The sequence below is a fragment of the Actinophytocola sp. genome, from assembly GCF_036402745.1.
In the GTDB taxonomy this organism is placed as follows: Bacteria; Actinomycetota; Actinomycetes; order Mycobacteriales; family Pseudonocardiaceae; genus Actinophytocola.
This window is the reverse complement of record NZ_DASWSJ010000415.1, coordinates 1-11,766: the sequence shown is the minus strand read 5'-3', so window position 1 is coordinate 11,766 and position 11,766 is coordinate 1. Positions and strand designations below refer to the sequence as shown.

General features: G+C 72.9%; 12 protein-coding genes. All 12 read right to left on the bottom strand.

The window, feature by feature from the left end:
* A partial coding sequence (locus VGD70_RS36290; protein ID WP_331089601.1) for an enoyl-CoA hydratase occupies positions 1 to 663 on the bottom strand: 663 nt, incomplete at its 3' end.
* An 8-nt stretch (positions 664 to 671) separates the two neighbouring features.
* Positions 672 to 1,439 (bottom strand): crotonase/enoyl-CoA hydratase family protein, encoded by a 768-nt coding sequence (locus VGD70_RS36285; RefSeq protein WP_331089600.1) that lies wholly within the window; start codon positions 1,437 to 1,439, stop codon positions 672 to 674.
* Positions 1,429 to 2,508, bottom strand: a complete 1,080-nt coding sequence (locus tag VGD70_RS36280) for an acyl-CoA dehydrogenase family protein (protein ID WP_331089598.1) — start codon at positions 2,506 to 2,508, stop codon at positions 1,429 to 1,431. The genes VGD70_RS36285 and VGD70_RS36280 overlap by 11 nt, the downstream gene beginning before the upstream one ends.
* Positions 2,509 to 2,610: 102 nt before the next feature.
* Positions 2,611 to 3,792, bottom strand: a complete 1,182-nt coding sequence (locus tag VGD70_RS36275; RefSeq protein WP_331089597.1) for an acyl-CoA dehydrogenase family protein — start codon at positions 3,790 to 3,792, stop codon at positions 2,611 to 2,613.
* A 25-nt stretch (positions 3,793 to 3,817) separates the two neighbouring features.
* Positions 3,818 to 4,624, bottom strand: a complete 807-nt coding sequence (locus VGD70_RS36270) for an enoyl-CoA hydratase/isomerase family protein (RefSeq protein WP_331089595.1) — start codon at positions 4,622 to 4,624, stop codon at positions 3,818 to 3,820.
* Positions 4,617 to 5,861 (bottom strand): acyl-CoA dehydrogenase family protein, encoded by a 1,245-nt coding sequence (locus tag VGD70_RS36265; RefSeq protein WP_331089593.1) that lies wholly within the window; start codon positions 5,859 to 5,861, stop codon positions 4,617 to 4,619. The genes VGD70_RS36270 and VGD70_RS36265 overlap by 8 nt, the downstream gene beginning before the upstream one ends.
* A 1-nt stretch (position 5,862) precedes the next feature.
* A complete protein-coding gene (locus tag VGD70_RS36260) occupies positions 5,863 to 6,981 on the bottom strand; it encodes an acyl-CoA dehydrogenase family protein (RefSeq protein ID WP_331089591.1) in 1,119 nt (372 codons plus the stop codon).
* Between the two features lie 10 nt (positions 6,982 to 6,991).
* Positions 6,992 to 7,762, bottom strand: a complete 771-nt coding sequence (locus VGD70_RS36255) for a 3-hydroxyacyl-CoA dehydrogenase (protein ID WP_331089590.1) — start codon at positions 7,760 to 7,762, stop codon at positions 6,992 to 6,994.
* A complete protein-coding gene (locus tag VGD70_RS36250; RefSeq protein WP_331089588.1) occupies positions 7,759 to 8,577 on the bottom strand; it encodes an enoyl-CoA hydratase/isomerase family protein in 819 nt (272 codons plus the stop codon). Before VGD70_RS36250 ends, VGD70_RS36255 begins: the two co-directional genes overlap by 4 nt.
* 111 nt (positions 8,578 to 8,688) lie before the next feature.
* Complete coding sequence (locus tag VGD70_RS36245) at positions 8,689 to 9,363, bottom strand: TetR/AcrR family transcriptional regulator (RefSeq protein ID WP_331089586.1); 675 nt, start codon at positions 9,361 to 9,363, stop codon at positions 8,689 to 8,691.
* 100 nt (positions 9,364 to 9,463) lie between these two features.
* Positions 9,464 to 11,014: a class I adenylate-forming enzyme family protein gene (locus VGD70_RS36240; RefSeq protein ID WP_331089584.1), complete on the bottom strand. Its 1,551-nt coding sequence runs from the start codon at positions 11,012 to 11,014 to the stop codon at positions 9,464 to 9,466.
* Positions 11,014 to 11,766: CoA transferase (locus VGD70_RS36235; RefSeq protein ID WP_331089582.1), on the bottom strand; the 753-nt coding region annotated here is incomplete at its 5' end. The genes VGD70_RS36235 and VGD70_RS36240, both read right to left, overlap by 1 nt.

The following is an 11,766-nucleotide window of genomic DNA, read 5'->3' as shown; positions in this document are numbered from 1 at the left end:
GCCGACGAACTCCGCCTCCACCCGCCGGTAGGAGGCCAGCAACGCCCGCACGGCACGGCGGTCGTTGCCCGCGATCGCGCCGGCCACCGCGCGTGCCCTCGCCAGCAGCTCGTCGTGCGGCACGACCTCGCTCGCCAGGCCGGCCGCACACGCGCGCTCCGCCGTGACGAAGTCGCCGGTGAGGCTCATCTGCCTGGCCAGGGAGCGGCCGACGGCGAGCGGCAGCAGCACGGACAGGCCCCAGCCCGGCATGACGCCGACCCTGGCGTGCGTGTCGGCGAACACCGCGCGCTCCGAGCACAGCACGATGTCGCAGTTGAGCACCAGCTCCAGCCCGCCGGTGACCGCGGGCCCGTTGACCGCGGCGATGACCGGCTTGCTGATCGGCGGCCACGGGGTGTGCGTGTCGGCGCCGTCGGTGATCGCGTTGTACAGCCCCGAATTCGCCGAGCCCAGCTCCGCGAGGTCGAGCCCGGCGCAGAACGCCGGGTCGGCTCCGGTGAGCACGACCGCGTGCACCGCGTCGTCAGCGTCCAGAGTGGACATCGCGACGCCGAGTCCGGTCAGCAGGGCCGTACTGATGGCGTTGCGTGCCTTCGGCCGGTTGAGCGTGACGGTCGCGACGCCGTCCTCGACGGTGACGAGAACCGGCTCGTCGCTCATTGTCATTGTCATTGTCCGGTCCACACGGGAGCGCGCTTCTCGGCGAAGGCGACCGCGCCCTCACGGGCGTCTGCGGACGCGGACACCGGTCCCGCGAGCACGGCCTGCCGCGCGAACGCCTCGTCGGCGGACCAGTCCGCGCTCTCGACGACGATCTGTTTCGTGGCAGCGACGGCGAGCGGGCCGTTCGCGGCGATCTCACCGGCCAGCGCGAGCGCGGCCGCCAGCGCGCCGCCGTCGTCGACGAGCCGGTTGACCAGCCCCAGCTCGTGCATGCGTTGCGCTGGCACGTGGCTGCCGAGCAGGCACAGCTCCATCGCGACGTGGTAGGGCACGCGGCGGGGCAGGCGGAGCAGTCCGCCACCGGCCGCCACCAGTCCCCTGGTTACCTCGGGCAGGCCGAAGGTGGCGCCGCGCGCGGCGACGACGAGGTCGCACGCGAGCACGATCTCGAACCCGCCAGCCAGCGCGTAGCCCTCGACGGCGGCGATCACGGGCTTGCGGGCGGACCGCTCGACGATGCCGGCGAAACCGCGGCCGGGCACGACCGGCACCTCGCCGCGGACGAACGCCTTCAGGTCCATGCCGGCGCAGAACGTGCCACCCGCGCCGGTGATGACACCGGCGGTCAGCGCGTCGTCGGCGTCGAGGCGGTCCATGGCGGCGGCAATGGCCACGGCGACCGCCTCGTTGACGGCGTTGCGTGCCTTCGGCCGGTCGATCGTCACGACCAGCGTGCCGTCCCCTGGCTCGGAGACGGTGACCTCATCGGACATGGCGGTTCCTCTCGTTCTGGTCGACCGCGAGCAGGGCGAGCCGGTCGCGATGGTCGCGGCCGCCCCACAGTGCGGCGGCGGCGACTGCCCGCTTGTAGTACAGGTGGGCCCGATGCTCCCAGGTGAACCCGACCCCGCCGAGCACCTGGATCGCGCCGCCGGTGACCGCGCGGGCGGCGTCGGTCGCGACGACCTGGGCGAGGCTCGTGGCCAGCGCCGGGTCGTCCCCGCCGTGATCGTGCGTCCACGCCGCGTGCTCCGCGACCGACCTGGCCAGCTCGACCTCGACGAGCAGGTCCGCGCAGCGTTGCTTGACCGCCTGGAACGACCCGACGGGCCTGCCGAACTGGAGCCGCTCCTTGGCGTAGGACACGGCGACGTCGAGCATGGTGCGGGCAACCCCGACCAGTTCGGCGGCCAGGAGGGTGACCACCACCTCGGTCGCGGCGGCGAGGTCGACCCCGGCACCGACGCGGCGGGCCGGGGCGCCGTCGAACCGGACGTCCGCCTGCCGGCGGGTGAGGTCGAGTGTCGGCACGGGGTCCAGTGTGCCGCCGTCCGTCGCGGTGTCCACATGGAACAAGGCGCCGTCCGCGACCACCAGCAGGTCCGTCGCACCTGGACCGTCGACGACCTGCGCCGCGGTCCCGGTGAGGCGCCACGCGGAACCGTCCTTGGTGACCGACACCGGGGTGGTGACCACGGCGTAGGTCCGCTCACCGGCACAGAGTGCGGGCAACAGGTCCGCGCACGCGGCCTCGTCGCCGGAGTCGGTCAGCAGCCTGGCGGCGAAGGCGGCGGACAGGTACGGAACCGGAGCCAGGGCGGCACCCAGTTCCTCGGCGACAACCGCGGCCTCGACCACGCCCGCTCCCCCGCCACCCCACCGCTCCGGCACCGTGAGGCCGAGGACGCCGAGCTGGGTACCCAGCTCGCGCCACGCCTCCTGCGCCGGCTTGCCTTCCTCGCTCACCGCGCGGACGGCCTGCTCGTCCCACGTCCGGCCACAGTGGTCCCGGACGGCCGCCCGCAGGTCGGCCACCTCTGGCGTGGGCACGAACTCGGTCATCGGAACGTCCCTCCGTCGATCGTGATCCGCTGGTCGGCGAGGTGCGTGACGATCCCGGCGCCGATGCCGCGGCCGGTGGCGAGCACGCGGCGGCCGGTCGGCTCAGCCACGGGGCACCTCCCGCCATGGCCGGTCCTTGTCCGCGCGGAGGTCGCCGGGCAGGCCGAGCACCCGCTCGGCGAGGACCCCGCGCAGCACCTCGGCCGTGCCGCCCTCGATCGTGTTGGCACGGCTGCGGAGCAGCTTCCACGTGAGCGACTCGCGCGCTGCCGGGTCGGCGCCTGGATCGATGTCGTAACCGGGGTGGCGGGTGCCGGCCATGCCGAGAGTGTCCACACAGAACTCGTACACCGCCTGGTTGAGCTCGGCGCCGACGAGCTTGCCGAGCGAACCGAGCGGACCGGCCGGGGCGTCACCTCGCCCGGCGGCGTGCCGGACACCGGTGAGCCGGAGTGCGTCCGCACGCGCGAACAACGACACGAGCCGGTCGCGCAGCACCGGGTCGCGCGGCTCCGGCTGGTCGCGCCACAACGCGAGCGCGTCGCCGATCGAGCCGGTGCCACGCACGATGGAGCCGCCGCCGATCGCGTTGCGCTCGTTCATCAGCGTGGTCATGGCGACCCGCCAGCCCGCGCCGACCTCGCCGAGGCGCCACGCGTCGTCGAGGCCGGCGTCGCGCAGCCACACCTCGTTGAACTCGGCGTCGCCGGTGAGCTGGCGCAGCGGGCGGACCTCGACGCCGGGGTCGTGCATGTCGAGCACGAAGTAGGTCAGTCCCTTGTGCTTCGGCACGTCCGGATCGGTGCGGGCGAGCAGCAGCGCCCAGCGCGCCTCATGTGCCTTGCTGGTCCACACCTTCTGCCCGGTGGCCAGCCAGCCGTCTGCCGTGCGCACCGCTCGGGTCGCGAGCCCGGCGAGATCGGACCCGGCGCCTGGTTCGCTGAACAGCTGGCACCAGATCTCCTCGCACGTGTACAGCGGGCGCAGCAGCCGCTCGTGCAGCGCGGCGCTGCCGTGTGCGAGCAGGGTCGGCGCCGCCATGCCGTAACCCATCGGGTTGAGGTCGAACGGATCCGGCCCGCCGGCCGCGGCGACGACCGCGTCGGCGACGCCCTGCAGCCCGGCGGCGACGCCGAGCCCGCCGAGGCCGGGTGGGAAGTGCACCCAGGCGAGGCCGGCGTCGAACCGTGCGCCGAGGAACGCCGCTGGCGGTGTGGTGGCGGGCGGGTGCTCGGCGACCAGCCGCCGGGCGGTCTCCTCGACGAGGCGCGCGGGATCGGTCATCGGTACCTCCTGTATCGGCTCCGGGTCAGCGGTCCTCGAACCGGGGCGGGCGGCGCTGGGTGAACGCGTCGACGGCCTCGACGTGGTCGCGGGTGAAGCTCGTCATGATCTGGGTGCGGTTCTCCAGGTCCAGCCCGGCCCGCAGGCTGCCGACCTCGAGTTGGCTCCACATCACCTGTTTGGTCATCCGCACGCCCATCGGGCTGTTCGCGACGACCTCGTCGGCGAGCGACCGCGCGGCGGCGTGCGGGTCGTCGGCCATCGAGCCCACCAGCCCGAGCCGGACGGCCTCGGTCGCGTCGACGACCCGGCCGGTGAGCAGCAGCTCGAACGCGGCGGACGCACCGACGAGCCTCGGCAGTAGCCAGCTCACGCCGATGTCCGCCCCGGACAGCCCGATGCGCACGAACGACACCGCGAACCGCGCGTCCGGTCCCGCGACGCGGAGGTCGGCGCCGAGCGCGAGGGCGAGCCCGCCGCCCGCGGCCGGGCCGTGCACGACGGCGACGACGACCTGCGGCAGGTCGCGCATCCCGGTGATGAGGCCCGCGATGCGTTCCTGGAGGGCGAACCGGGCCTGCGGAGTCTCCGCCGGCCCGGCCGCGCCGTAGTCGTGCAGGTCGAGCCCGGCGCAGAACCCGCGGCCGGCGCCGGTGAGCAGGACGACCCGGATCTCGGGGCAGGCGGCCAGCGCCGCCCACAGCGCGTGCAGGTCGTCGACGAGCTCGGCGGTCATCGCGTTGAGCCGGTGTGGCCGGTTCAGCTCGACCTCGACCACACCGGGTGCGACGGTCCGCACCCGCACGCACTCGGTGCTCGGCAGCTCAGCCATGGGGCCGCTCGCTGAACGGGAGGTCCGCGTACGGGTCGCGGTCGCGGGGCAGGCCGAGCACCCGCTCGCCGATGATGTTCCGCTGGATCTCCGTGGTGCCGCCCGCGATGCTGAGGATCTTGCCGGAGAGGAACGCGTCGACCGCCGCTGCACCGTCCACATCGGACTCGTCGATGGCGGTGGCGCCGCCCGGCTCGACCTCGGTGGCGAGCAGGCCGAGCGTCGTGTCGAGCTGCCCGTGGGCCAGCTTGCGGATGGAGCCCTCCGCACCGGGTTCGCGGGTGCCGAGGTCGGCGAACGCGCGGACGGTGGCCATCTGCAGCACCCGCTCGGCGACGAACGCGGTCAGCAACCGGTCGCGCAGCACCGGGTCGGCCCACGCGCCGGTCGCCCGCGCACGTACGGCGAGGGTGTCGGCACGCCCCGGCCCGACCCCTGGGCGGCCGGACAGGCCGCTGCGTTCCTGCATGAGCGTGGTCATCGCGACGGACCAGCCGTTGTTCTCCGGTCCGAGGCGGTCGGTGTCGGGCACGACCACGTCGGAGAGGAACACCTCGCCGAACTCGCTGTGGCCGTTGAGCTGCCGCAGCGGCCGGACCTCGACGCCCGGACTGCGCAGGTCGAGCAGGAAGTAGGTGATGCCGCGATGTTTGGGCACACCGGGGTCGGTCCGTGCCATGAGCAGCCCGAAGCGCGCGGTGTCGGAGAAGGAGCTCCACACCTTCTGTCCGTCGACCACCCAGCTGCCACCGTCGTTATCACTGTCGCGGCGCACCGCGCGGGTGGTGAGCGATGCGAGGTCCGACCCGGCGCCCGGCTCGCTGAACAGCTGGCACCAGCGCTCCTCGCCGAGCGCGAGCGGGCGCAGGTAGCGCTCCTTCTGCTGCTCGGTGCCCCACTCGACGATCGTCGGCCCGGCGAGCGCGACGCCGACGAAGTCGGCTGCCGGCCGGCCCGCGTGCAGGCGGGCCAGCTCGTCGTTCACGACGGCGGCGCCGTCGGCCGCGAGGCCGAGGCCACCGTGCTCGACCGGCCAGGCCGGGGTGGCGAGCCCGGACCGGCCGAGCTCGGCGTACCAGGCGGTGGTGGTCGACAGGTCCGCGGTGATCGCGGCGAGCGCGTGCCGGTCGCCGGCCAGTGCGGCGTCGCGCCAGTTGGCGGGCAGGTGGGCTTCGAGCCACGCGCGCACGTGTGCGGCAAGCGCGTCCAACCCGAGACCGGTGACGTCGACCGTCATGTCAGACCCCCGTCCCGATCATCGTCTCGAGGAGCCGGCGCTGCTCGGCCGGCCCGGGGAGCACGGCGCGGTCGGCCCTGGCCCGACGCAGGTAGCGGTGCGCGTGGTGCTCCCAGGTGATCGCCATCCCGCCGTGGACCTGGATGGCGTCGAGCGCGGTCGTCAGGTAGGCGTCCGAACAGTGGGCCCGCGCGACGGCAGCGCCGAGCCGCGCCGCCTCGGTGCCCGGTTCCTGCCAGGCCGCCCAGCTCGCGGCGGCCGCGCCCAGCTCGGTGCGCACGGCCATGTCGGCGAGCGTGTGCTTGACGGCCTGGAAGGCGCCGATGGGCCTGCCGAACTGGACGCGGGTGGTGGCGTGCTCGACCGCGGCGGCTAGTAACGCCCTGCTGCCGCCGACCTGTTCCGCCGCGAGGAACACCGCCCCCGCCTCGAGTGCCCGCTCGACGGCCGCCCGGCCGGCACCCGGTGGACCGATCCGGCGGGCCGGCGCGTCGGTGAGGCGGACCCGTGCCATCGGCCGGGTCGGGTCGAGCACCCGCAGCGGTTCGACCTCGACACCGGCACCCGCCTCGACGAGGAACACCGACGTCCCACCGTCCGTCTCACCGTCCTCGGTGGCGTCCTCGGCGGCGACCACCACGAACACGTCCGCGTCGGCCGCGCCGAGCACGGCCTCCTTCACACCGGTGAGCCGGTCGCCCGGCGCGACGGCCGTGTGGACGGTGTGCCAGTCGCCAGGGGTCTCGGCGACGGCGAGCGCGGCGACCGACGTGCCAGCCGCCAGCGCCGGAAGAACCTCGGCGTCCGGGCCGGCGGCGAGGAGGGCCTCGGTGGCGAGCACGGCCGACGCGAACAGCGGGCCGCCCAGTACGGCGCGGCCCAGCTCCTCCGCGGCGATGGCGACCTCCAGCCGCGTGAAGCCCGCGCCACCGTGTTCCTCCGGCACGACGAGCCCTGGCAGGCCCAGCTCCGCGGCCCACACAAGCCACAGCTCACGTTCGCGCTCGCCGCCGGCCCTCGGGCCGGGCGCGTCGGCGAGCGCGGCCCGCGAGCCGGTCAGCTTCCGCAGTACACCGCGGAACTCCTCGTGCTCCTGCGTCCAGTGGAACGGCTCGGACATGGCGGCCTCCTCACCGGGGCGCCATGCGGATCGCTCCGTCGAGTCGGATTGTCTCGCCGTTGAGCATCGGGTTCTCGACGATGTGGGCGACCAGCGCGGCGTACTCGGCGGGCTGGCCCAGCCTGCTGGGGTGCGGTACCTGCTTGCCGAGCGAGTCCCTGATCTCCTCGGACAGCGTGCCGAGCAGCGGCGTCTCGAAGATGCCCGGCGCGATCGTGACGACCCGGATGAACGAGGAGGCGAGGTCGCGGGCGACGGGGAGCGTCATGCCGACGATCCCGCCCTTCGACGCGGAGTAGGCGGCCTGTCCGATCTGCCCGTCGAACGCCGCCACCGACGCGGTGTTCACGACGACGCCGCGCTCACCGTCGACCGGCTCGGTTTTCGCCATCGCCGCCGCGGCGAGCCGGATGACGTTGAACGTGCCGAACAGGTTCACGGTGACGGTGCGGACGAACCCGTCCATCGCGGCGGGCCCGTTCCTGCCGACGGTCCGCGCGGGGATCCCCATGCCCGCGCAGTTGACCGTGATCCGCAGCTGGCCAAGCTCCGTGGCGGCGTCGACGGCCCGCGTCACGTCCGCCTCGGACGTCACGTCGCCGGGCACGAACCGGGCCGCCTCGCCAAGCTCTGCCGCGACCTCGGCGCCGGCGGACGCGGGGAGGTCGAGGACGACCACTGTGGCGCCCGACTTCACCAGCCGTCGCACGGTCGCGAGACCGAGACCGGACGCACCCCCGGTCACCAGTGCGACGGTGTCGTCGGTGCCCTCGATGTTCATCGGTCCTCCCGGGTGGTGGTGCGCCGGAAGTTCGCCGGCCGCTTCTGCAGGAACGCGTCGATCGCCTCTTCCGCGTCCGGCGAGGACACGCTGACCGCCTGCGCGCGCGCCTCCTCGTCGAGCGCGCGTTCGAGGGTGGTGTCGAAGGCGTCGTTGAGGAGGGCCTTGGAGCCCGCCATCGCGAGACGTGGGCCGTCCGCGAGCCGGGTGGCGAGGTCGGCGACGGCCTTGGCCAGTGCGTCGGCGTCGACGACCTGGTGCAGCAACCCGTACTCGGCGGCCTGCGCGGCGTCGATGATGTCGCCGAGGAGCACCAGTTCCTTCGCGCGGCGCAGGCCGATCAGCCGTGGCAGCAGCCAGGAGCCGCCGAAGTCGACGGACATCGCGCGTTTGACGAAGATCTCGGCGAACCGGGCCCGGCTCGACGCGATGACGAAGTCGCAGACGAGTGCGAGGTTCATGCCGGCACCGACCGCGACGCCGTCGACCATGGCGATCGTCGGCACCGGAAGCCGGTGCAGCGCAAGGCAGGTGTCGCTGACGATGCGCATGTCGTCGACCTGGTGGCCGCCGGTCGGCGGGCCACCGAGGTCGGCCCCCGCACAGAAGTCGCCGCCCGCGCCGGTCACGACGACCACCCGGTCGGTCAGCTGGTCGACCGCGCGGACCGCGTCCCGCAGTCGGGACCAACCCGTCCAGGTCATCGCGTTCTTCACCCGGGGGCGGTTGAGCGTGACGGTCAGAACGCCGTCGCACCGGTCGAGGAGCACGGGCTCGGCGGCAGGGTCGACAGCGCTGCCGGGTTCGTTCGTCACTCTTCGAACTCAACCTTTTTTCGACACCGATGTCAATATCAAAACTACGGTCCGACCAGCGAGTCGCGGGCACACGCAAACCCCAGGTCCCGCAGTGGAACTCCGGCCTGGTCAGGCGCCTTTGATGCCGATCCCGCGCGCCCACACGGTGGTGAGCGACTCGACGACCAGCGCGGTGTCGAACTTCTTGCCGAGGAAGAACCAGATGTAGCAGGTCTGGTCCACCATCGCGCCGAGGATCTCCGCGAGCATCACCGCATCCACGTCCGGGTCGGCGACGCCCTCCTCCTGCTGGCGGCGGATACCGCGCGCCGTCCGGTCCACAAAGGACTCCCGGAGCTGGAGGCGGAGCCTGCGCATCTCCGGGGTGAACGTCCCGACCTGCTCGATGAGCCCGATCATCACCGCGTTGGGCCGGAACGCGTCGATGAACCGCACCATGGCGCGCCGGATGCGTTCGACCGGCTCCATGTCCGGCACGTACTCGGTGTGCAGCTCGTCCATCATCCGCTCGATGACCTGCCTGGCGACCTCCGCGAACACCGCTTCCTTCGAGTCGAAGTAGGTGTAGAACGTGCCCTGCGCGACGTCGGCGGCCGCGACGATGTCAGCCACCCTGGTGTCCAGGAACCCGTGCTCCTCGAACACCTTCCGCGCCGCACGCAGGATCTCGGTGCGCCGCTCCCGGCCCTTCGGGGTCATCGGGCCGACGCCGCGCCGCTCCTTCTGCGACGCGGACGCACTGATGACGGCCCGCCCCTTCGGGCTGCCCCCACGTGGACTCATGTGCCGATCCTCCGTTTGCCGGAACGGTCAGCTCCGGCCGTTCTGACGATGATGTCACACACCGTTGTCACCCATCCGGCCTGCGCACTGGCGAGTTCGATCAGTCCCATGTGCGAAGTTCCCGCTTGAGGATCTTGCCGCTCGCGTTGGTCGGCAGCGCGTCGACGAGCCGGAACTCCGCTGGCACCTTGAACTTCGCGAGCCGCGTCGCGCAGTGCGCCGCCAGCTCGTCGGCCGTGGCCGTCGCCCCCGGCCGCAGCGTCACCCACGCGCGCACGATCTCGCTCCAGTGCTCGTGGGCGACACCGACGACCGCGGCCTGCGCGACCGCGGGGTGCTCCGCGAGCACCGACTCGATCTCGACGGGGTAGATGTTCTCCCCGCCGCGCACGATCATGTCCTTCTTGCGCCCCGCGAGGTAGAGGTAGCCGTTCTTGTCCAGGTAGCCGAGGTCGCCGGCCCGGAACCACCCGCCGCGCAGCGCCCGGTCGGTCTCCTCCGGCATCCCGAGGTAGCCGTCCATCACCATGTCGCTGCGGGTGGCGATCTCCCCGACTTCGCCCACCGGTACCTCGTTCAGCTCGTCGTCCACGACGCGTAGCGCGACCCCGTACGCCGGTTTGCCGATGGAGCCGAGCAGTTCCGGTCTGCCGTCGAGTGCGGCGTGGTGGTCCTCCGGGGTGAGCACTGCCTGCAGCCCCGCCTCGGTGCCGGCGCCGAACGCGTTGAGGAAGTCGCAGCGGAACGTGTCCATCGCGCGGCGCAGCAGGGTGGGCGACATCGCGGCCGCACCGTAGTAGATGAGCCGCAGCCGCTCGTAGTCGTGGTCGCCGACGTCCGGCAGCGACAGGATGGTGCTGATCATCGTCGGCACGAGGAAGACCGCGGTGAGCCGGTCCGCGGCGAGGAAGTCCAGCGTCACCCTCGGGTCGAACTGCGGCAGGATAAGCGACGGCGTGCCGTACGCGACGCACATGAGCAGCTGGCAGATCCCGGTGATGTGGAAGGTCGGCGCGGCCGCGTAGCGGACGTCGTCCGGCCGCATCCGGTACTCGATCACCTGCTCGGTGACGATCGCCTTCATCATCCGCTGCGACTGCAGCACCGCCTTGGGCAGCCCGGTCGTGCCGGAGGTGAACGCGAGCCCGATGACGTCGTCGTCGCCGGCCACGACCGGCGGCTCCGCCTCGGACCCGGTGGCCAGCAACGCCTCGAACTCCGGGTCTCCGCCGTCAATGCTGCCGTTCATGGTGAGGAACAGGCGGATGCTCTTGTGTGCGGCGGGCAGGTCGCGGAGCAGGTCGGCATACCGGACGTCGTAGAAGAACGCGACCGGGGCCGCGCGGCCGACGAGCGTGTCCACCTCGCCGCGGCGCAGCCGGTAGTTGAGCGGCACGTACACCGCGCCGAGCTTCAGCGCGGCGAGCACGATCTCCACGTACCGGTGGGAGTCCAACGAGAACACGGCGAGCCGGTCGCCGCGCCCGACCCCGTGCGCGCGCAGCGCCGACACCAGCCGGTTCACCCGCGCGTTGGTCTGCGCGAAGGTGTGCGACGTCCCGTCCGGGAACAGGAAGCTCGGTGCGTCCGGCATGCGCCGCGCCGTCATCGTGATCGACTCGCCGAGACTGATCTGCGTGCGTGCACCCATCAGGTGCCTCCGTTCCCGGTAACGAAGTGCTCGATGTCCGCTGTGGACAGTCCCCAGCCTTCGAGGGTGGCGGGGGTGGCCGCGGCCACCGGGCGGGGCGGCGCCGGTGCGGTGCGGCCGAACCGCGGGGCGGGTGCCGGCGCCGGGATGCCCGCGACGGTCGTGAAGCCGCCGCGGTGGGCCTGGTGCGGGTGGACGGTCGCCTCCGCTGGCGTCAGCACCGGGGTCACGCACGCGTCGGTGCCGGCGAAGACCCGCTCCCAGTGGTCCCTCGGGTGCTCGGCGAACCGCGCCGCGAACACGGCGTGCAGGTCCGGCCAGTGCGCCCGGTCCAGCTGCGCCGGCAGGTCGGCGCCCGCCAGCCCGAGTCCGTCGAGCAGTGCCGCGTAGAACTGCGGCTCGATCGCACCGACGCTCACGTACTCGCCGTCGGCGGTGCCGTACGCGCGGTAGAACGGCGCCCCGCCGTCGAGGAGGTTGTTGCCGCGCTCCCCCGGCCACCTGCCCTGTGCCAGCAGCATGTGCAGGTGGGTGGTGAGCAGTCCGGCCCCGTCGACCATGGCCGCGTCGACGACCTGTCCGGCACCGGAGTGCGCGCGTTCCAGCAGCGCGGCGAGACAGCCGAGCGCGAGCAGCATCCCGCCGCCGCCGAAGTCGCCGACCAGGTTGAGCGGCGGCGCGGGCGGCGCGTCCGCGGGGCCGATCGGGTGCAGCGCGCCGGCGAGGGAGGCGTAGTTGATGTCGTGGCCGGC

What these genes read in the sequence shown, in the direction of transcription:
- VGD70_RS36240 (WP_331089584.1), bottom strand. Translation starts at nt 11,014, where the DNA reads ATGGGTGCACGCACGCAGATCAGTCTCGGCGAGTCGATCACGATGACG.
- VGD70_RS36265 (WP_331089593.1), bottom strand. Translation starts at nt 5,861, where the DNA reads ATGACGGTCGACGTCACCGGTCTCGGGTTGGACGCGCTTGCCGCACAC.
- VGD70_RS36285 (WP_331089600.1), bottom strand. Translation starts at nt 1,439, where the DNA reads ATGTCCGATGAGGTCACCGTCTCCGAGCCAGGGGACGGCACGCTGGTC.
- VGD70_RS36270 (WP_331089595.1), bottom strand. Translation starts at nt 4,624, where the DNA reads ATGGCTGAGCTGCCGAGCACCGAGTGCGTGCGGGTGCGGACCGTCGCA.
- VGD70_RS36245 (WP_331089586.1), bottom strand. Translation starts at nt 9,363, where the DNA reads ATGAGTCCACGTGGGGGCAGCCCGAAGGGGCGGGCCGTCATCAGTGCG.
- VGD70_RS36255 (WP_331089590.1), bottom strand. Translation starts at nt 7,762, where the DNA reads ATGAACATCGAGGGCACCGACGACACCGTCGCACTGGTGACCGGGGGT.
- VGD70_RS36280 (WP_331089598.1), bottom strand. Translation starts at nt 2,508, where the DNA reads ATGACCGAGTTCGTGCCCACGCCAGAGGTGGCCGACCTGCGGGCGGCC.
- VGD70_RS36260 (WP_331089591.1), bottom strand. Translation starts at nt 6,981, where the DNA reads ATGTCCGAGCCGTTCCACTGGACGCAGGAGCACGAGGAGTTCCGCGGT.
- VGD70_RS36275 (WP_331089597.1), bottom strand. Translation starts at nt 3,792, where the DNA reads ATGACCGATCCCGCGCGCCTCGTCGAGGAGACCGCCCGGCGGCTGGTC.